Annotated in this window: 16 protein-coding genes; 9 read left to right on the forward strand and 7 right to left on the reverse strand. The window is 74.8% G+C overall.

The window, feature by feature from the left end:
• From ALMP_RS08175 to ALMP_RS08215, 9 genes are all read left to right on the forward strand, one after another.
• A partial coding sequence (locus ALMP_RS08175; RefSeq protein ID WP_264925586.1) for a tetratricopeptide repeat protein occupies positions 1-2,348 on the forward strand: 2,348 nt, incomplete at its 5' end.
• An 88-nt stretch (positions 2,349-2,436) separates the two neighbouring features.
• A complete protein-coding gene (locus ALMP_RS08180) occupies positions 2,437-3,111 on the forward strand; it encodes a M15 family metallopeptidase (protein WP_264925587.1) in 675 nt (224 codons plus the stop codon).
• A 79-nt stretch (positions 3,112-3,190) separates the two neighbouring features.
• Positions 3,191-3,928, forward strand: a complete 738-nt coding sequence (locus tag ALMP_RS08185) for an RNA polymerase sigma factor (protein WP_264925588.1) — start codon at positions 3,191-3,193, stop codon at positions 3,926-3,928.
• Positions 3,925-4,797 (forward strand): NlpC/P60 family protein, encoded by an 873-nt coding sequence (locus ALMP_RS08190; protein ID WP_264925589.1) that lies wholly within the window; start codon positions 3,925-3,927, stop codon positions 4,795-4,797. Before ALMP_RS08185 ends, ALMP_RS08190 begins: the two co-directional genes overlap by 4 nt.
• A 68-nt stretch (positions 4,798-4,865) precedes the next feature.
• The gene (locus tag ALMP_RS08195) at positions 4,866-5,624 is read left to right on the forward strand and encodes a peptidoglycan DD-metalloendopeptidase family protein (RefSeq protein WP_264925590.1); all 759 of its coding nucleotides are present in this window, start codon (positions 4,866-4,868) and stop codon (positions 5,622-5,624) included.
• Positions 5,618-6,025: a hypothetical protein gene (locus ALMP_RS08200; RefSeq protein WP_264925591.1), complete on the forward strand. Its 408-nt coding sequence runs from the start codon at positions 5,618-5,620 to the stop codon at positions 6,023-6,025. The genes ALMP_RS08195 and ALMP_RS08200 overlap by 7 nt, the downstream gene beginning before the upstream one ends.
• Before the next feature lie 280 nt (positions 6,026-6,305).
• Entirely contained in the window at positions 6,306-6,734 is a 429-nt protein-coding gene (locus ALMP_RS08205; protein ID WP_264925592.1) for a hypothetical protein, read from the forward strand.
• A gap of 44 nt (positions 6,735-6,778) precedes the next feature.
• Positions 6,779-7,927 carry a hypothetical protein gene (locus ALMP_RS08210; RefSeq protein WP_264925593.1) on the forward strand — a complete coding sequence of 383 codons (1,149 nt, stop codon included), beginning with the start codon at positions 6,779-6,781 and terminating at the stop codon, positions 7,925-7,927.
• 73 nt (positions 7,928-8,000) lie between these two features.
• Positions 8,001-8,426, forward strand: coding sequence for a peptidase M23 (locus ALMP_RS08215; RefSeq protein ID WP_264925594.1), 426 nt, complete (start codon positions 8,001-8,003; stop codon positions 8,424-8,426).
• A gap of 42 nt (positions 8,427-8,468) precedes the next feature.
• On the opposite strand, the gene ALMP_RS08220 is transcribed toward ALMP_RS08215, so the two are convergent.
• The 7 genes from ALMP_RS08220 to ALMP_RS08250 all read right to left on the reverse strand — a co-directional run bounded on the left by ALMP_RS08220 (position 8,469) and on the right by ALMP_RS08250 (position 19,528).
• Positions 8,469-10,208 carry a protein kinase gene (locus ALMP_RS08220; protein WP_264925595.1) on the reverse strand — a complete coding sequence of 580 codons (1,740 nt, stop codon included), beginning with the start codon at positions 10,206-10,208 and terminating at the stop codon, positions 8,469-8,471.
• 136 nt (positions 10,209-10,344) lie between these two features.
• Positions 10,345-11,394 (reverse strand): glycoside hydrolase family 5 protein, encoded by a 1,050-nt coding sequence (locus tag ALMP_RS08225; protein WP_264925596.1) that lies wholly within the window; start codon positions 11,392-11,394, stop codon positions 10,345-10,347.
• A 325-nt stretch (positions 11,395-11,719) separates the two neighbouring features.
• Positions 11,720-12,760, reverse strand: a complete 1,041-nt coding sequence (locus tag ALMP_RS08230; protein WP_264925597.1) for a rod shape-determining protein — start codon at positions 12,758-12,760, stop codon at positions 11,720-11,722.
• Positions 12,761-13,091: 331 nt separating this feature from the next.
• On the reverse strand, positions 13,092-16,367 hold the full coding sequence (locus ALMP_RS08235) for an SAV_2336 N-terminal domain-related protein (RefSeq protein WP_264925598.1): 3,276 nt from the start codon (positions 16,365-16,367) through the stop codon (positions 13,092-13,094).
• A complete protein-coding gene (locus ALMP_RS08240; protein ID WP_264925599.1) occupies positions 16,357-17,409 on the reverse strand; it encodes a MoxR family ATPase in 1,053 nt (350 codons plus the stop codon). The genes ALMP_RS08235 and ALMP_RS08240 overlap by 11 nt, the downstream gene beginning before the upstream one ends.
• Before the next feature lie 59 nt (positions 17,410-17,468).
• On the reverse strand, positions 17,469-19,184 hold the full coding sequence (locus ALMP_RS08245) for a serine protease (protein WP_264925600.1): 1,716 nt from the start codon (positions 19,182-19,184) through the stop codon (positions 17,469-17,471).
• Positions 19,181-19,528: a CU044_2847 family protein gene (locus ALMP_RS08250; protein WP_264925601.1), complete on the reverse strand. Its 348-nt coding sequence runs from the start codon at positions 19,526-19,528 to the stop codon at positions 19,181-19,183. The genes ALMP_RS08245 and ALMP_RS08250 overlap by 4 nt, the downstream gene beginning before the upstream one ends.
• Positions 19,529-19,669 lie beyond the last annotated feature (141 nt).

Consider the following 19,669-nt stretch of genomic DNA (forward strand, 5'->3'; position numbering starts at 1 on the left):
CGCCGCCGCACCAGGGAGCCCGGCGCGAGGCGGACGCCCACCGCGTCGGGAGACCCACGCCCTCCCATCTCCCGCCGGACGTGGCGGACTTCGTCGGCCGTGCCGAGCAGATCTCCTGGGCCACCACCCTGCTGGAAGGCGTCGGCGGTCCCCGGCGGACCGCGCCGCCCATCGGTGTGATCTCCGGGCGCTCCGGCATGGGCAAGACCGCGCTGGCCGTCCACATCGGCCACCGGACCTCCGCGCTCTTCCCGGACGGGCAGCTCTTCCTGGACCTGCGCGCCTCCGACTCCGAGCCGCTGCAGACCACCGACGCCCTGGCCCGGCTGCTGAGAGCCCTCGGGGTCGGCCCCGAGGAACTGCCCGGCGACGAGAACGACCTGATCGGCCTGTACCGCACGCACACCGCCCGCCGCCGGATCCTGCTCATCCTCGACAACGCGGTCGGGGAGTCCCACCTGCGGCCCCTGCTGCCGTCGGGCGGCGGCTCGGGTGTGCTGATCACCAGCCGGCGAAGGCTGGTCGCCCTGGAGGGGGCGGCCCGTCTGGAACTCGCCGCCCCCTCGGAACAGGAGGCGCTGGACCTGCTGGCACGGGTCGCCGGCGCCGAACGGACCGCCGCGGAGCCCGCCCAGGCCGCCGAGATCGTCGCCCTGTGCGGCCGACTGCCCCTCGCCGTCCGGGTCGCCGGCGCCCGGCTCGCGGCCCGGCCGCACTGGAGCCCGGCGCGGCTCGCCGCCCGCCTGCGCGACGAGCGCCGCCGCCTGGACGAGCTCCAGGCCGGAGACCTGGAGGTACGGGCGAGCCTGGGGCTGGGCTACGCCGACCTGGACGAGCAGGAGCGGCGGGCGCTGCGCAGACTGGCCCTGATGGCCCTGCCCGACTTCGCCGCCTGGATCGCGGCGCCCCTGCTCGACATAGAGGTCGACGAGGCGGAGGAGGCCGTCGAGCGGCTGGTGGACTGCCATTTCCTCGATGTGGTCGGCACCGACGAGACCGGCCGGAGCCGCTACCGCATCCACGGTCTGGCGCGCGAGCACGCCCGGGAGCGCTGCTTCTCGGAGGAGAGCGCACAGGCCAGGGAGGAGGCCGTGCTGAGGCTGGCGGGCCACTGGCTGTCGCTGGCCGAGGCCGCCGCCTCCCGGGGGCCGGGCGGCGCGTCACGCCTGCTCTCCGGCGTCGAGGGTGCCGAGCCCCTCGATCCGCACCTGGAGCGGGAACTCCTGGCCAGGCCCGCGGCCTGGTTCGCCGCGGAGCAGCACTGCCTGGTCGCGGCCGTCGCGCACTGCGCCGACCACGGGCTGCCCCGCACCGCCCGCGAACTGGCGGCCGCCGTGGTGGCCAGCTCGGCGGCCCTGTACAACCAGTTCGACGCGTGGTCCCACTCGCACACCGTGGCCCTGGACGCGGTACGCCGCTGCGGAGACGTCGAGGGAGAGGCGTGGCTGCTGAACGGCCTGGGCCGACTCCGGCTGGAACAGGACCGGTTCGAGGAGAGCCACGCCTTCTTCGAAGAGGCACTGGCGCTGTTCCGGCAGACCGGTGCGGCCCGGGGCACGGCGGACGCGCTGGCCGGCATGGGTTCGGCACGCCGTGAACAGGCCCGCTTCGACGAGGCCCTGGAACTGCTGACCGCCGCCCTCGCGCTGTACCGGGAGCTGGACGACGGCACGGCCGCGGCCCATCAGCACTACGGCATCGGATGCGTGCACCGCGACCGGGGCGCGTACGCCGAGGCGTGGGACGAACTGTCCCGCGCGCACCGGCTGTGGGTGGCGGCGGCGGACCGGCACGGAGAGGCGCTCGCCCTGCGCGCACTCGCGCTGTGCCACCGCGCCCAGGGCGAACTGTCCCGAGCGGAGAAGCTGTCGTGTGAGGCGCTGGAGATCTTCGAAGCGACCGGAGACTCCTTCGGCGCCATGTACGCCGGCCAGTCACTGGCCAAGGTCCACATCCGGCAGGGCCGCCTGACGGAGGCCCGCGAGCGGCTCGACCAGTGCCTTCGGACCACGAGGGAGCGTCAGGACCTGTTCGGGGAGGCCCTGGTGCTCAGAACGCTGGGGGAGTGGTGGCTGGCCGCCGGGGAGTGGGACGCGGCGGCGGACCACCTGCGGCAGGCCCTCGCCCTGTGGACCACGCTGGACCTGCCGCTGTGGCGCGCCCGCACCCTGCGCGACCTGGCGGCCGCCGCGACGGGAACCGGGGACGAGCGGACGGCACACACCCTGCGGGACGAGGCGCTGGAGATCTTCCGCACGCTCGGCGGCCGCGAGGCCGGCGAACTCGACGACCACGGCCGCGAGGCCCACGAACCCCACGAACTCGACGACCACGGCCGGTCCGACTGACACAACAGAGCCTCCCGCAGCGCACCCTGCAGAGTGGTCTGCAGACGATCTGCATCGCTTCTGCAGAGCGCCCGTCCACGCTGTGAGCGTGACAGAGATCATCCTGCTCTCGGATCGCCGTGTCGCCGCCACCCACGTCGTCGACAACGGCGAACCACTGGTCGACACCCGTGAGATCGCCGCACTGCGTGTCGACACCCGCCAGGCCGACGACGACGGCTCGTACGCCCATGTCCGGGCGGACGTCATGCGCCGTCTGCTGATCGCACAGCGCTCGCTCCCCCGCGGCGTCCGCCTCCTGGTGGTGGAGGGCTTCCGCCCTCCCGCGTTGCAGAGCAGCTACTTCGACACGTACGCCGACGCGATGCGTGCCGCCCACCCCGGTGCCTCACCCGACCGGATACGTGAACTGACCAGCGCGTACATCTCACCGCCTGAGGTCGCTCCCCATGTCAGCGGCGGCGCCGTCGACCTGACGCTGTGCACGGACGACGGCGTCGAACTGTGCCTCGGCACCGAGGTCAACGCCACGCCCGAGGAGAGCGGAGGGGGCTGCCGCACGGCCGCCGCCAACATCAGCGCCGAGGCCAGGGCCAACCGTGAGCTGATGTGCCGGGCGATGACCGCCGCCGGCTTCGTCAACTACCCGACCGAGTGGTGGCACTGGTCCTACGGCGACCGGTACTGGGCGCTGATCACCGAGGCACCGAACGCCAAGTACGGCCCCGTCGCCCTGACGGGCGCACGAGCACCGCTGTCCTGAGCCACCGACCACGGCCAGGCAGCACCACCTCACCGGCAGACGCCGCACCACCTGTGATGACAGACCCCGGGGGAACACCGTGGAAAGCACCTGCTTCGCGACGACGACCGCGTCGTCCGCAGCCACCCGCACCGAGCAGTCCGCTCCCGAACCCGTGACCGCCACCGACCACATGACCGCAGCCGAGTTCGACGCGGCGTTCACCGCCGCGATGCCGAGGCTGCGCCACCGGCTGCTGGCCATGACCGGCAACCCGCACGACGCGGACGACGTGCTCCAGGAGACGTATCTGCGGCTCTCCCGGCGGGCCCACGCCCGTTCCCTGGTCCGTCAGGAACACCCCTACGCCTACACCTGCGCGGCGGCGCTGAACCTGCTGCGCGACTCCTGGCTGCGCCCCTCCCGCCGTGAGCACTGCACCGACCGGATACCGGAGCAGAGCTGGGACGGCGGCTTCGCGGCCCGGGAGGCCACGGCGGCGGCGATCGCGCTGCTGCGCGGCCTGTCGCCCAAGGAGGCGGCCGCGGTGATCCTCGTCGACATCGAGGGACTCAGCCACGACCTGGCGGGTGAACGGCTCGGTACCCATCGCGGGACCGTCCAGCGCAACCGCATGCGCGGCCTCGCCAAGATGCGTGCGGCACTCGGCGCATACGAACCGCGCTCCGGCCCCGTCTCCACCACGAAGACCGGCCGGCCCGCACCTCACACGCCGGCGACCCGCACGACAACCGAGGGCAGCTCGACCGACTGCCGTGACCAGCACGGCCGCGCGGACCGCGGCCGCGACCAGGGGGACACCACATGCGCCGCATGAATCGCACACTGGCGACGGCAGGAGGCCTGCTGCTCGCCGCCACGCTGAGTTCCGCCGGAACGGCGGTGGCCGCCGCACCGCAGCCGTCCTCGGAGGCGGTGACGGCGTCGGCCGCCGACTGCCGTGCCCTGGCGAGCGCCTCCGCCCAGGCGCAGGCCGTCGTCGACGCCGCCTGCTCCCAGCTGGGTGTGCCCTACTCCTGGGGCGGCGGCTCCATCCACGGGCCGACCTTCGGCCAGGACTACCCCGGCGGCGGGCCGGGCGCCCACGACAGCCAGGTGCGGGGCTTCGACTGCTCGCACCTGGTGCAGTACGCGGCCTGGCAGGGAGCGAAAATCGCGCTGCCCGAGGGCTCCTGGAACCAGGCCCGGTGGAGCGGCGCCACCGCCCGCTTCACCCCGGCGCAGGGCCTCGGCCCGCTCCAGCCCGGCGATCTGCTGCTGTGGGGTTCGGACCCGGCCAACCTCGGCAGCGTGCATCACATCGCCATCTATCTCGGCAACGGCAAGATGGTCGAGGCCCGCGAGTCGGGCACGACGGTGATGGTGAGCGACGTCAGGCTGAACGCCCAGTACGCCGGCGCCCTGCGCATCACCGGCGGTGACCAGCCCCCGGCGAACACCAAGCGGTTCATGACCTGGGGCACGGATGTCGCCCTCCGGCAGGAACCCAACACCGGGAGCGCCCTGGTGGGCCGGCTGCCCGGTCCCACCGCGGCCGACGTGCTGTGCCAGGTGCACGCGCAGCTGGTCCAGGCCGAGGGTTACGTCAACGACGCCTGGTCGTACCTGCCGAAGTACAAGGCCTGGATCTCCAACATCTACATCGACGACCCGGCCGCATGGCTGCCCGGCGTCCCCACGTGCTGAACACCGGCCGCCGCCGCACACCGAACGACCCGCCCCACATCCCTTTTCCCCACGGAGGAGAAACCGCCATGCGCCTGTTCGACCGTACGAAATCCGTCGGCCTGCTCGCGGCCGCGATCGTCGCGACGGGGCTGATCCCGCTCACGGCCGGCGCCGCCCAGGCCGCGCCCACCGACTACGCGGGCTCCTGCCCGACGGCCGGCACGGTGACCCAGGGCTACCACGCCAACCACGACGGCGTCGACATCGCCAACAGCATCGGCACCCCCATCTACTCCACCGGTCCGGGCACCGTCATCGCCGCCGGCCCCGCCGACGGCTACGGCCTGTGGATCCGCATCCGGCACGACGACAACACGGTGACCGAGTACGGCCACATGGACACCGTGCTCGTGTCCGTGAACCAGCGGGTGAACGGCGGCCAGCAGATCGCCACCATGGGCAACCGGGGGGTCTCCACCGGGCCTCATCTGCACTTCGAGGCGCACAACTCCACGTCCAGCACGCGCGGGACGGACCCCTTCGCGTATCTGCGCGCGCGCGGCGTGGACCTGCCGTGCACGCCGGGCGGCACCTCCAACACCAACTTCACCACCTGGGGCACGTCGGTCAACGTCCGTGAGGACGCCAGGCTGAACGCGCGGGTCGTGCGCACCCTGACCGGGCCGACCCGGGTCCAGGTGGCGTGCCAGAAGCGCGGCGACATGGTGCACGCCGAGGGCTACAGCAACGACGCCTGGTCCTTCATCCCGGCGCTCGGCGGCTTCATCACCAACATCTACATCGACCACCCGGACGCCTGGCTGCCGGGGGTGCGCCCGTGCTGACCGGCATCCGGGCCGGTGCCAGGGGTCTCGCGGCGGCGGCTCTGACCGCCGCGGCGCTCCTGTCGCCCGGCCTCACCGCGCCCGCGCAGGCCGCCGACTCGGCGCCCTGCACCCGGGACCCGAACTACCCGAGCCTGTTCCGCTGCCCGATGTGGGGGACGGACATCAACATGCGTCTGGCGCCCGACCCGAACGCCACGGCCAGCGGCAAGGCACCCGACAACGGGTACATCCTGGCGGATTGCCAGGTCAAGGGAGGCCGCGCGACCTACGGCGGCTACTGGCACACCTGGTGGGTCAGGAGCCCGGCGTCGGGCATGGCACCGACCAGGTACATGAGCGAGATCTTCCTCGTCGGCGGAGGCAACGACGAGCCGGACTCGGGCCTGCCGGTCTGCTGAACCCGCTCGCCCGCACAGCGCTGCGCCCCCGGCACCGTGACCACGGTGCCGGGGGCGCAGCGCTGTGTTCATCCGTGCACGCCGTCGCCGGGCGACACACGGCCCCGCCCCGGGGACGGATGCCGGGACCACGCCGTATGAGCGTCCGCTGAAAGGTTTTTTCATCGTTCGGCTCTCATACGCGGCGGCCCATGGCCCCGTCCGGACAGTGGTGCCGGTGCGGCACCGCGCCGGCCGGTCACGGACGGCGGACACCCGACAGGTCCGAAAGGACGACACCATGGAACGAACGGCGAGGCGCGCAGCCCTGCTGGGCGGCGCCGCGACCCTGCTGGGCGCGCTCGCACTGGGCGCCGGAACGGCACCGGCCCAGGCGGCCCAGACGGCGGGCGCGCAGGCGGCCGCGGGCGCGTACTTCAGCACATGGGCGACCGACGTGAACATGCGGTACGACGTGAACCGCGTGAACGGGGACCGCTGCCCGGAGTCCCCCTCTCCGGCCCACTGCCCGGACGTGCTCGGCCGGGCCCAGCCGGGCGACCGGCTGCGAGTCACCTGCCAGACCCGGGGGGAGACGGTCGGCGGCAACCCGTACTGGGTCTTCGCCCACAACGAGACCCGCGGCACCTACGGGTGGATGGCCAGCTACTTCATCAACCACCCGGACGACGTCCTGCCGGGCGTCCCTACCCCGTGCTACGGGCCGTGAGCGCGCGCCGGCGGCTCGGCCGCGCGAGGGAAACCGCTTCGGCGATGTTACGGCCGGTCCGGCACGCGGCGCGGGCGGGCGTCCTGGCCGCCGCCCTCGCGGCGCTGCTGTGCTCCGCCGCGGCCACCACCGCCACCGCCGCGCCCGGCGGGGCCCCGTTGCCGCCCCCGGTGACCCAGGCCGAGGTGCCGGCCGGAGTGACGGCGGGCGTCGCCGTCTTCGACCGGCAGACCGGCACCTTCACCGAGCAGGTGAACAGCGCCGGCCAGTTCCGGTCCGCGTCCGTGGTCAAACTGCTGCTCGCCCTGGACCTGCTGTGGAACCGCGGCCCCGACACCCTGACGGCGGCCGACAGGTCCCGGACGGACGCCATGCTGCGCGGCAGCGACGACGCCGCGGCCAGCCACTTCTGGTCCGCCAACGGCCAGGGCGCGATCATCGACCGGATGGTGACCCGGCTCGGCCTGACGGACACCGCACGGCCCCCGGCCACCCACCCCGGCTACTGGGGCTACACGGCCCTGTCGGCACGCGACACCGTGCGGATCTACCGCTACCTGCTGGACTCCGCCGCGCCCCCGGTGCGCGACTACGTGCTCGGCAACCTGCGGCAGTCCACCCGCTGCGCCACCGACGGCTACGACCAGCACTTCGGCATCGCGGGCTCCTTCAACCGCCCGTGGGCCGTCAAGCAGGGCTGGTCGGGCTTCAGTTCGGGCGGCTGCACGGCGGCGGCGACGGCGAGCGCTGGCGCGGGCGCGGCGATTCGGGCCGTGGACCTCTCACGCCCGGCGCTGCACACGACGGGCGTGGTGGGCGCGGGCGACCGCTCCATCGTCGCCGTCCTCACCCTCCACCCGAGCGGAACCCCGTACGGCAAGGCCTACTCGGACGTGAACCGGCTGACCCGTTCGCTGAACGTTCCCGGGGCCTCGCGCCCGGCGGGCACCTGGATCGGCACCTGGGGCAGCCAGGTCCGGGTCCGTGCCGAGGCGACGACCGGGTCCGCCGCGCTCACCACGCTGCCGGCCGGCGTCGAGGTCCTGGTGGGGTGCCAGAAGCGCGGTCAGCAGGTCAGCGCGCCGCCCTACGTCAACGACTGGTGGGCCTACCTGCCCCAGTACGGCGGCTACATGACCAACATCTACCTCAGCTCACCGGACAACCAGGTTCCCGGAGTGCCGGTCTGCTGACCGCGTCACGAGCCGGTCGGAGAGCCGCTCACCGAGCCACTCGCAGAGCCACTCGCACAGACAGGAAGATCCCGTGAACATACGATGCTCGATCAAGAACCTGCTGGTCGCCGGCCTGGTCGCCGGCTCCCTGGCCGCCGGCCCCGCCGCCTTCGCCGCCCCGTCCGCGCAGGCACCGGCGCCGACGGCCGCGAAGACCTCCGCCGCGGAGCTGCCCCCGGTGTACGTCTGGGCGACCGGCGTCAACGTCCGTAACGGCGGCGACGGCTACTGCTCGTACCAGCCCTCCCGCGCGAACTGCCCGACGGTCGTGGCGGTGGTCTCGCAGACCACGCTGTCCGCGTACTGCCAGGCACGGGGCGAGACGATCCAGGACAGCGGCTACAGCAACAGCTGGTGGACGTATGTGCGGACGGGCGGCGGACAGCTCGGCTGGGTCAACAACATCTACCTCCAGGGCGGGGAGAAGATGGCCGGGGTGCCCGACTGCACCTACTGACCCGGCCCTTGGGAGCGGGCCGGCCCTCCGAGCCTCCGCCGGTCACTCCGCGCTCCGCAGCGCCGCCCATGTCTCGCGCCCCACCACGCCGTCCACGCCCAGCCCCTTGTCGCCCTGGAAAGCGCGGACGGCGGTCTCCGTGCCGGAACCGAAGGTGCCGTCCACGCCGGAGTCGCCGACGCCGTAGCCGCGTTTCGTCAGCATGCACTGGACCTGGAGGACACGTTTGCCGCTGTCGCCCTGGCGGGTGCGGCCGCTGCCGGCGTAGTGGGCGCAGTCGGAGATCCACGGTGGGGTGGCGGCGTCGGGGGAGGGGCCGTCGGGAGAGGCGGTCGGGGAGCCGGGCGCGCTCGGGGCGGGGGCCGACGCGCCGGTGGCGGGCGGCGGGCCGGTGGGGGAGGCGTCGGGGGCGGGTGAGGTGACCGCGTCGGGGGCGCTGCTCGGGTCGGTGGCGGTCCTGCCGGAGCCGCCTTCCGGGGACGGTCCGCCCCCCGCCTCGGGGGACGGGGACGCGTCGACGGGCCCGGCGCCGACGGGGGAGGTCGTGCCGGTGTCCGGGGCGTGCGCGGAGGCGGGCGCGTCCTGGCGGGTGAGGACGAAGACGACCGCGGCCACCAGACAGGCGGCGAGGGCGGCCGCCGCGGCGAGGACCGGCTTCCTCCGGGGCCAGGCGCGGGATAACCGTGCGGGTGTCTCGCTCTCGCCCGGGCTCTCCGCCGGGACGGGCCGCGGCGCGGCGGCGGCGGCGGGCTTCCCGGCGACCGGGGTGTGGTGCAGGGCCTCGTACGCCTCCTGACGGGCCCGCACCCTGGCGCCCAGCGGTTCCGGCCAGAAGACGCGGGCGGAGTGCGCCCCCGCCGACTCGGCCGCCTCCGCGGCCCGCGCCGGCGCCGCCGCCTCCGCAGCCTCGATCAGGGCCTCGGGGGTGGGGCGTTCGGTGGGGTCCTTGGCCAGGGAGGCGGAGAGCAGCGAGCCGAGGGCCTCGTCCGTCGCGCCGATCGCGGCGATCACCTCCGGGTTGGGCTCCTCGAACGCCACCCGGTGCATCACGTCGACGCCCGTGCCCTCACCGAACGGCGCCCGGCCCGTCGCCGCGTAGACGAGCGTCCCGGCGAGCGAGAACACGTCGGAGGCGGTGTCGGAGTGGCCGGTCCGCAGATGCTCCGGCGACATGTACGCCGGGGTGCCCACCCGGTTGCCCGTGCCGGTGATGGCGCTGGAGTCCACGGCCTTGGAGATGCCGAAGTCGATGACGTGCGCGCCCCGGACCGACAGCAGGACGTTGGACGGCTTGAGGTCCCGGTGCACGATGCCGGCGGCGGACAGCGCGGACAGCGCCCGCGCCAGCTGCGCCGTCAGCCGCCAGACCGCGGCCGTCTCCAGCGGGCCGTCCTCCCGTACCGCCTGAGCGAGGTCGAGTCCCGGGAGGTACTCGGTGGCCATCCACAGCAGTTCGTCCCGGAAGCCCGTGCCGCGCAGCCGGGGTGTGTGCGGGGTGCGCAGACGGGCGTGGACGGACGCCTCCCGTTCGAAGCGGCGGCGGAAGCGGGGGTCCTCCGCGTACTCCGGCCTGATCACCTTCACCGCCACCAGGCCGGGGCTGCCGTCCACGGGACGGGCGAGATAGACCCGGCCCATGCCGCCGCTGCCCAGGAGCCCGAGCGGCACGTAGGGGCCGACCAGGTCTGGGTCGCCGGGCCGCAGCGGTGCGGCGCCGGCCTGCCGGAGCGCGGCCGCAGCGCTCGTCGTCGAGCCCGGTGGCACCGGCCGCTGTTCTGCCACGAATCCCCCGAAGTGATGTTCTACGTACGTCAGTTCGCTCTCAAGAGAAGACGAGGCTAGCCCAGCCCCGGCGTACGGTCAGGGTTTCCCCTGACTTTCCGCCGGGACCGGGCTGTTTCCCCTGGCCGGTCCGGGTTCAGGGACGGACCGGCTTGCCGCGCCCCCAGCCCCAGGCGAGACGGTCGGCGCCGGACTGGTTGGTGGTCTCCAGCCAGGGACGGGCCGGGTCGCCGACCAGCTTCTGCAGCGAGTACGTGTCGCCGGTGCGCAGGCCCGGCCAGTACACCGAGCCCATCTTCAGCTCACGGAAGGTGTCGGTGACCGCCTGCATGAAGTTGACGAAGTTGTTGTCGGGCATCGGCTTGTTGTAGTCGAGGCCGGTGGTCATGTGGGCGCCGAACTCGTCCGCGACCGTGCGGTTCGCGCAGTCCCCGATGCGCACCTTGAGGTCGGCCACCCACTGGTCGTAGGTGGCGTACTCCTTCCAGAACCCGTAGTGGTGCAGGGAGAGGTAGGTGCCCTTCAGACGCGGGTCGGCGCAGACGGAGGTGACGTGGTCGTTGTAGCCGGCACCGCTGACGAAGACCCGGTCGCGGGGCACGGAGGAGTAGGTGTCGAGCCACTTCGCGGCGATGTCGGCCCACTCGGTGTCGGTGTAGCCGTGCGGCTCGTTCATCGGCTCGAAGTAGACGCGCCGGTCGTTCTTGTAGGCCTTGACGACCGTGTCCCACATGGGCCAGTAGGTGGCCTCGTCGTCGATGAAGCCGTCCTTGCGCGGGCCCGTGCCCTCCCAGTAGGAGAGGATGACCTTGAAGCCCTTGGCCGACGCCGCGTCGACGACCGCGCGGTACGACTTCCAGTAGGCGCCGTTCACCGTGTACGGGTTGATCGGCAGCCGGACGGTGTTGGCGCCGAGGTTCGCGCGGAACGCCGAGATCACCCGGCTGGCCTTGGTGTACGTCTGGGCGTAGGTGTCGGACAGCGACAGGCCCGACAGGACGACCGGGTCGTCGGCGAAGTTGTCCCGGGGGTCGGCCCAGTTGACGCCCTTGAACTGGGTGGGGTCCAGACGCGGCGCGGCCTGGGCGGGGCTGCCGGTGAGGGTGGTGCTCCCGGCGCCGGCGAGCAGCAGCGCCACGAGGGCGGTGCGCAGACGGGCGGTGCGGCGGGCGTGGGGCTTGCGCATCAGCTTGCCTTTCGGGGAGGGCGACTCGGTGAGGGGGGCGGTTCACCGAACGGCCGCAGCGATCGTGTTTGCGCAAACATCCGAGGCGTGAGGGGGGTGATGTTTACGTAAACATCGCGGCGCCGGAATCGTGGCACCCGGCTGGGTGATCGTCAAGGTTTCCGGCGGGTTACGGCTCGGGCGGCGCGAGGGCCTCGTCCGGCCCGGACACGGCTCCAGCACTCGGCGCGCCGGTCATGGCGGGGTGGTCTGCCCCGCGTCACGTACGAGCCACGCCGGTCATGTCGCGTCGACCTGCCCCGCGTCGCGGGCGGGGCCGCCCCGGTCATGTCGTGGCGATCGACTCCAGCGTCAGCGGTTCGATCTTGCCCTCCAGCATGGCGCCCAGGCCCTGCGCGGCGCAGATGTCGGGCCGTTCCGCGATGTGCACCGGCATACCGGTGGCCTCCCGCAGCATCTGGTCGAAGCCGGGGAGCAGCGCGGACCCGCCGACCATCATGATCCCGCGGTCGGCGAGGTCGGCCACCAGATCCGGCGGGCACTCCCGCAGCACCCGGCCGATGCCGTCGAGCACCGCGGTCAGCGGCGTCTCGATCGCGTCCCGTACGGCCGCGGTGTCGACCTGGACGCAGCGGGCGAGGCCGGTGGCGACGTCCCGCCCGTGGATCTCGGTGGAGGCGGGGCCCTGCGGGGTGAGGCCGTTGCCGGACAGGGCGAGCTGGAGCGGCCGTACGGACTGGCTCGGCAGCATCAGCTCGTGCTCGTGGCGCAGGTGCTGGACGATGGCGTGGTCCACGGCCTCACCGCCGACGGGCACGCGTTCGGCGGTGACGATCGAGCCGAGGGAGAGGACCGCGACCTGGGTGGCGGCCGCCCCGCACACCATGATCATGGTGGCCTCGGGCCGCTCCACGGGCAGCCCGCAGCCGACGGCGGCGGCGATCAGCGTGTCCACCAGCTCCACCCGGCGGGCGCCCAGCCCGACGAGCGTCTCGATCGCGGCGCGCTGGGCGAGCGGGTCGGCGTCGTGCGGGGTGCAGGCCGCGGCGCGCAGGAAGGGCTTGCGGCGCAGCTGGCGGCGGACCTTGTCGCCGATCAGGTGCCGCAACATGCGCTGAGCCATCTCGATGTCGACGACCGTGCCGCCGGAGACCGGGCGCACCACGCGGATGTAGTGCGGGGTGCGGCCCGTCATCTTCTCGGCGAGTTCACCGACCGCGATCAGCGCGCCGCTGCGGGTGTTGACGGCGGCGGCGGACGGCTGGTCGACGACGAGACCGGCGCCCTTCACATAGACCCGGGTCCTGGCCGCGCCCAGGTCGACGGCGAAGTGGCAGCGGCGCAGCTGCTCCAGACTGGCGGTCATGGCAGGTCCTCCCGAGAGCGCAGCGTGGCGGCCGCCGGGCCGGCGGGCCTTGGGCGGGGTGGGCCGCCGGGTGGTGGCCCGGTGGTGGCCTCCTTCGCATCGTGCGGGGTCGCGAGGGCGGGCGCCCGTTGGAGGGGGCCGGGCGAGGGAGGCCGTGGCCGTCGCAGGGTGTGGACGGCTTCCAGGAGCGGGGCGAGTGACCGGACGGTCACCTCGCAGCCCGCCCGTCGAGCGGCCCGCGCCCGCCGCCGGCGTGGTGCACCGCCGTACCGTCGGCGACGCCCGGTACGCCCCCTCCCGTAGGACCTGTTCGAGGGGCGGTGCCGTTGGGTCACAGGGTCTGGGCGGCTTCCAGGAGCGGGGTGAGTGACCGGACGGTCACCTCGCAGCCCGCCCGTCGTAGGTCCTGTTCGACGGTCGGGTTGCGGGCGAGGCCGATGAAACGGAGGCCGATCTGCCGGGCGGCGGTCAGCTCGGCCACCGAGGAGCCGATCAGCAGGCCGGTGGACGCGGGGGCGCCCAGCGCGCTGAGGGCGCGCAGCAGGCAGTCCGGATCCGGGGTGAGGAGGGTCAGGTCCGGGGCGCGGCCGAACACCCCCGCCAGCGGCAGCCGGTAGGGCTCCAGGTACCGGTGGGCGGCCGGCACGCAGACGTCGGTCGCCACGGCCACCCGCCGCCCCGACGCGTGCAGCGCCCGCACCAGGGCCACGGAGTGGTGCGTGGTCGGCGCGTGCGGTACGGCCCGCAGCTCCAGCGCGTCCAGCCGGTCCCGCAGGTACGGCCCCATCGGGTCGCGGGCGAAGACCCGCAGCACGTCCAGCGGGTGCACGACCGACTCCCGTGCCGTCGCGACGGCCAGCGGGCGGCCGGTGAACGCGTCCTGCGGGTCCCGGTGCTCTGCGGCGAGCGCCAGCAGGTCCCGCGCGGCCTCCCGCGCGCTCGCCGCCGTGAACACCCGGGCGAGGGGGCCGTCGAAGCCGAGCAGCACGGTCTCCGCCCCGGCGAGCAGACCGCCCGGCGCCGGGTCCGGCCGGCCCGCCTCGGGCGGCGGGGCGTGCTCCGGCGCCAGCGTCACCGCGCACGTCACCGCCAGCCCCGGCACCGGCCACCTCCCCAGCCGCGCGTTGAGCGCGCGCTGCGCGCCGGCCGGCCGGCGGGGGGAGTGGCCCCGGGTGGCGCGGGGCGCGGTCTCCCGCAGATGGGCCAGGAGCCGCTCGGCCACCCGGACCGCCCCCGCCCGCACGAACGCCACGGGGTCCTCGACCCGCCAGGACAGCTCGGCCGTCGCGACGAACTCGCCCTTGCCGGAGCTGGGCAGGGCCAGCCGGTGGCTGGTCCGGTGCGGGGTGAGGTCCACCTCGTAGTACGTCGCCGGCCGGGCCGCGCCCGCGTCGTGCGGCCGGGCGGGGTCCAGGAGGGTCAGCGGCCCGTCGGCGCGCAGATGCACCACGGCGGTACGGCCGGGCGCGGGGATGCCCAGCTCGCCCAGGTCCCGGGTGATGAACGGCCCGCGCACGAGGTCCCGCGCCTCCTCCCGCGCGCGCGGGGCCGGCAGCGCGCACCACCAGGCCAGCGGCGGGGCGTCCGGGCCGCCGCCGTACAGGGGGTGGAAACGGTGTGGTCCGGACGCGGCGGAGCTGCCCGCGAAGGCCTCGTACAGCGACGGCGGCACGAGGACCTGAACGGCGGCGGGACCGTCCGGAACAGCGCGGACCTCCTCCGTGCCGCCGCCGAACGTCACCCGCAGCCGCGGCGGCCGCGCCCCCTCCGCCAGCGGGCCCGGCAGCCAGCGCAGCACGGCGGCGAGGACGGGGAGGAGGTAGGCGTCGGCGGCGACGCGCACCCGGTAGCCGTCCGGGCGGACGAGGACCTCGTACTGGTGCGGGGCGAGGTCACCGCGGGTGAGTACCTGGTGCACGGCGTATTCGAGGGAGATACGCGCTTCGGGGCGGGAGGCGAGGTCGATGTCGGTCTCGAAGAGGAGCGTGGCGCGCGGGGCGGGGGCCTCGGGGCCGCGGCCGCCCAGCCGCCGTACGGTCTCCCCGCTCACCGTCGCGAAGGACTCCCGGGCGTCGCCGCCCGTCCGCACGCGGAACTCCCCCGCCGCCAGGCCCGCCCGTTCGTCGATCAGCGCGCCCACCCGGTCCAGGAGTTCACGGGCGCGGCCCCGGGTGGTGCGGGGCAGGGTGCGCAGGAGGAGGTCGCGCACGCCGGGGCGGAAGGCGTAGGAGCCGGGTGGGCCGGGGACGGCCGTGAGCACGCCGCTGAGGATCACCTCGGCCAGGTGCTGCGGGCGCGGGTCGCGGTCCACCGCGCGCTGCACGAGCCGCATCACCGGCAGCGACGGGTCGGCCAGCGCCAGGTGCCCGGCGAGGCGGAAGGCCTCCGGGGAGGCGGTGGCGCGGAAGCGCAGCACGAGGTCGCGGGCCGGGAGGTCGGCGGGGGCCGGGACGGTCGGCGCGGGCGCGGCGGGCCGCGGCGTGAGCCAGGCCGCCGCCCCCGGGGACCGCGCGCCGGCCGGGGCGGCCACCAGCGCGGCCCAGTGCGCGAGCCATGGCGCGCCCGGCTCCAGGACGGGCAGCGGGACGGCGGCCGGGTGCGGGCGGCCGGCGTCCGGGTCGTACGGGGTGAAGGCGAGGGCGGTCGGCGGGGCCGCCGCCGACGGGGCGGCGAGGACGCCCGGTACGGCGGGCAGGGCGGTGGTCGCCCACAGGTGCTCCGGCAGCGGCTGGACGACGGCCAGGGGCATCCGGGCCGCCCAGTGCCGCAGGGTGCCGTACCAGCGGTCGCCCGCCGGGCCGGGGCGCCACTGCGGGCCCATGCAGTCGCTGACGACCAGGGTGACGGTCCGGCCGTCCGCCGGGTCGGGGACGTGCCGGGCGTGGCCGTCGGGTCCGGCCGGGCGCAGGTCGACCGTGCGGAAGATGCCCGACTGGGCCAGGACGGTGTGCAGTTCGCGGATCAGGGGCCGCCAGACCGGCATGGTGGGGCCGGTGTCGTGCACCAGGTTGAGGCGCAGCCAGCGGTCGTGCGCCGGGCGCAGCACGGGCAGCCAGACCTCCGGATGCGCCCCGAGCCGTGCGATGCGGTCGGCGGTGGCCCGTTCGTCCAGGAGCCGGGTCCGCGCCGACGGCACCGTGCGCTTCAGCGGGCGCAGGGCGCGCTGGAGGGCGAGGGGGTGGGGGAGCATCGGAGGCGCGGGGGCGAGCAGCTGCGCGCCCCCGCCGGTGCCCGGGCCCGCGCCGGAGGAGGGCAGGCGTAGGGGGACACGGTCGGCGGGAGACGGCGGGGAGGGGGCCGGTGTCTCGATCGGCGGTGCCGCGATCGGCGGTTGGGGCGGGGCGGGGGCCTCGCGCACGGCCGGGGACGGGAGCGGGCCGGCGGCCTCGCCCCTGGGCACCGCCCCGGACACCCCCTCCGTCACCGGTTCGGGCTCCGGCCGGGCCTGCGTCCCCTCCTCTCCCAGTTGCGCCGCCAGCCACAGCACCTCCGCCAGCTCCCGCGGCGTGGGCGCGGTCCCGGCGGCCAGGGTCAGGACGGCGGCCAGTCTGCTGACGGCCGTGGACCGGACGGCGCCGCCGTCACCCGACGCCTCCTCAGAATCCATCGCCGTCCGCCGAAGCGCTCAGGTACGGCATCAGTTCGTCCGCCAGCGCGTCGCGGGAGTCCGCGTCCAGGCCGGCGACACCGGTGAGGTAGAGGGCGTTCAGCAGCTGGTCGGTGGCGAGTTCGCCGTCGGCGGCGCGGGTGAGGAAGCGGTCGATGAGGTGGTCCGCCTCGCCGGGCGGGGTGTCGAGGTGGGCGCGGACGATCTCGGTGAGCTGCTCGCGGCCGGGCCGGCGCAGCTTGAGCCGGACACAGCGGCGCAGGAACGCGGGCGGGAACTCGCGCTCGCCGTTGCTGGTGAGGACCACGAACGGGAAGGCACGGCAGCGGACCCGCCCCCGGGCGACCGTGACCGGCGTGTCCGTGCCGTCCGCGAGGACCTCGACGCCGGCCCGCCCGTCCGGGTCGCGCGCGGCGCGCAGCAGCTCGGGGATCTCGTACTGGCCCTCTTCCAGGACGTTCAGCAGGTCGTTGGGCAGATCGAGGTCGCTCTTGTCGATCTCGTCGACCAGCAGCACCCGGGGCCGCTCATAGGGCAGCAGGGCCGTGCCGAGCGGGCCGAGCCGCAGATGGTCCTCGACGCCGCCCCCGAGGCCGGCACCGGTCTCACCGGTCTCACCGGTCTTCCCGGCCCGCCACGCCGCCTGCCGTGCCGCGTACAGCCGGGACAGCGGGTCGTACTGGTAGAGGCCGTCGGCGAGCGTGGAGCGGCTGGTGATGTTCCAGCGCAGCACCGGGCCCAGCCGCAGCTCGCGCGCCACCGCGTACGCGAGGGAGGATTTGCCGGTGCCGGGCGGGCCGGTGACCAGCAGCGGACGGCGCAGCACCAGGGCGGCGTTGACGAGCTGGACGCTCTCGGGGGTCGCCACGTACGTCCGGGCGCGGTGCACGCGGTCCGGGGAGACGGCCGCCTCGTCGTCGCCGTCCCGGGGCGGGGGCAGGACGGGCTCGCCGTCGAACGCCCGCCAGGGCGGCGGGGCGGGCAGCTGGGCGATGCCGTCGTGCGGCTCGCTGTTCCCGGTGTAGACGGACCAGTGCGGCATGGGAGGTTCTCGGTCTCCGTTCTGCGGACTCGGCGGGAGGGGGCGGGACCTGTGGCCGGTCAGGCCACCGGGGAGCGGACGTGCGCCGCCGCTCCCGCGTGCGGGTCGGTGAAGACGCGCGGGTCGTCCCACAGCAGTTGGATGTCGCGCGCCCAGTGGCCGTCCTCCGCGTCGGCCTCCTCCCGCAACGCCAGGATCCGGCGCGGCAGTTCGGCGGGCGGGACGCCCGAGACGCAGGCGTCGAGTTCGTCCAGGAACGTCTTGCCCGCGCATCCGTCGCCGCCCGCGCAGGGCTGCCCGGGGCCGCTGTCGCAGCCGCCGCGGGACCAGACGACCAGCGGGGCGGGCGCGGTGAGCGAGGTGTCGAAGTGGGGGCGGGTACGGGTCGCGGCGGGGACGGTGGAGAAACCGGCGAGGCAGGCGTCGGGCTTGCGCAGCCGCACCCGCAGCCGGGCGGGGTCCTCGGAGCCGCCGCATTCCACGCGCTGCACCCGCGCGCCCGGCAGCGCGTCCAGGCGGTTCCACACCCGGGTCAGCTGATGGCGGGTGCTGGCCTTGCGGCGTGCCTGGTCGGTGACGACCAGCGGATACACACAGCCGAGCGGGGTGTCGTCGTCGGGTGCGCTCGCCCAGCGGTCGACGGGCAGGTCGATCCAGTCGCGGGGCAGCGCGAACGCGATCAACTCGTCGGAGCCGGGCGTCAGATAGCCGAACGCCGCCTCGATGCGGTCCTGTACGTAGGCGTGCAGCCGGGCCCGTGGCACGGTGGCGGAGCCGACCGGGTGCCGGCGTCCGCCGCTGTACGCGGACACCTCGACGCGGACCTGCCCGTCGCCCGCGCCGCTGTGCTGGAGGTCGACCAGGATGGGCGCCCACTCGGGCGCCGCGGTCGTCTCGGCGGGCGGCCGCAGCAGGGCCTGGACGTGCTCGGTGAAGCGGGCGACGGCGGCGGTCGCGTCCTCGCCGTCGATCTCGCTCAGCACGAACAGGGCGGCTGAGCGCAGCGAGTCGAAGCCCTCCCGCGGCGGCTCCGGACCGAACGGGCCGGCGGCGTCCCGGACCAGCCGCGCCAGCCGTACGGGGTCGCAGTCCAGGCCGGCGCGGACGGCCCGTTCGACCAGCTCGCGCAAGCGGGCGCGGTCGGCGGTGGGGTGGTCGGCGGTGGGCACGAGGGCCAGCAGGCCGGGCCAGTAGCGGGCCATGACCTCGGTCGGCATCATCCGCCCGTTGCGTACGCCGTCCGCGCCGCCGTCGGCGGTGACCATGCCGACGACCTCGCCGGTGTCGACGAGGGTCACGGCGGCGCCGCTGAATCCGGGCGCGAGGGAACGGCCGTCGGACTGCCAGGCCTCCAGCTGGATCCACTCGCCGCTGATCAACTGGGGTGCGGTCACCCGGCATTCGGCGAGGGTGCCCTCGTCGAAGCCGAGCGGGAAACCGTACGCGACGAGCTTGCGGGGCCGGCCGCCGGGCGGCGGGTGCGCGGCGTCGACGGGCGCGAGCGCGGCCGGCGCGACGGGGACCTCCTCGGCCAGCTCCAGTACGGCGAGGTCGCCGAGGTCCGTGCTGCCGCCGCCCCAGCCGCCGTCGAGCACCACCCGGGCCGGGACGGGGGCCGTGCCCGGGCGTTCGGTGAAGGTCACCGACAGCGCGTCGGCCGACCCCGCGTGCACGACATGTGCGCAGGTCAGGACGGTTCGGGGGGTGACAAGGAAGCCCGCCCCGAGAACCTGGCCGGCGCACTCGATCCGGGCGTGCCACTCGGCGCTCTTCATGCGGACGGGCCGGGCCCGGCCTCCGGGGCGGCGGACGGCGACCAGGTCAGCCGCACCACCAGGTGGCCCTCCGCGGTCCCCTTGGCGATGATCGCGCCGGTCTCGGCGGCCAGCCGCACCCCGAACTCGATCTCCACGCCGTCGGGCCGCAGCGCGCCGTCGCGGAAGACGCGCAGCGCGGACTCGGCCGCCGAGCGGACGCCCTCCAGGGCGCCTTCGAAGGTGTGGGCCGCCTGGACCGTGCCGCCGCGGGCCACCAGCCGGGACCCCGGCCGCTGCTCCTCGACGGCCTCGACGGAGACCACGGCCCCGTCGTCCGTCGTGAACTCCACCACTCCTGCCATGGCGCCCCCGTACTGTCTGCGTCTGTGAGCACCCCCATTGTTACGGACGGTACTTGGGGTTGTCGTGTGATCCCCGCCCCCACCCCCCGACGCCGACGAAAACCCGCCACAACCGCCCCCGGGGCCGACGAGACCCCCCCC

The organism is Streptomyces sp. A012304, assembly GCF_026008495.1.
Classification (GTDB): Bacteria; Actinomycetota; Actinomycetes; order Streptomycetales; family Streptomycetaceae; genus Streptomyces.

Excerpts from the sequence above, each read along its gene's own strand:
- ALMP_RS08190 (WP_264925589.1), top strand. The coding sequence starts at position 3,925 with ATGAATCGCACACTGGCGACGGCAGGAGGCCTGCTGCTCGCCGCCACG.
- ALMP_RS08195 (WP_264925590.1), top strand. The coding sequence starts at position 4,866 with ATGCGCCTGTTCGACCGTACGAAATCCGTCGGCCTGCTCGCGGCCGCG.
- ALMP_RS08205 (WP_264925592.1), top strand. The coding sequence starts at position 6,306 with ATGGAACGAACGGCGAGGCGCGCAGCCCTGCTGGGCGGCGCCGCGACC.
- ALMP_RS08210 (WP_264925593.1), top strand. The coding sequence starts at position 6,779 with ATGTTACGGCCGGTCCGGCACGCGGCGCGGGCGGGCGTCCTGGCCGCC.
- ALMP_RS08225 (WP_264925596.1), bottom strand. The coding sequence starts at position 11,394 with ATGCGCAAGCCCCACGCCCGCCGCACCGCCCGTCTGCGCACCGCCCTC.
- ALMP_RS08230 (WP_264925597.1), bottom strand. The coding sequence starts at position 12,760 with ATGACCGCCAGTCTGGAGCAGCTGCGCCGCTGCCACTTCGCCGTCGAC.
- ALMP_RS08235 (WP_264925598.1), bottom strand. The coding sequence starts at position 16,367 with ATGGATTCTGAGGAGGCGTCGGGTGACGGCGGCGCCGTCCGGTCCACG.
- ALMP_RS08240 (WP_264925599.1), bottom strand. The coding sequence starts at position 17,409 with ATGCCGCACTGGTCCGTCTACACCGGGAACAGCGAGCCGCACGACGGC.
- ALMP_RS08245 (WP_264925600.1), bottom strand. The coding sequence starts at position 19,184 with ATGAAGAGCGCCGAGTGGCACGCCCGGATCGAGTGCGCCGGCCAGGTT.
- ALMP_RS08250 (WP_264925601.1), bottom strand. The coding sequence starts at position 19,528 with ATGGCAGGAGTGGTGGAGTTCACGACGGACGACGGGGCCGTGGTCTCC.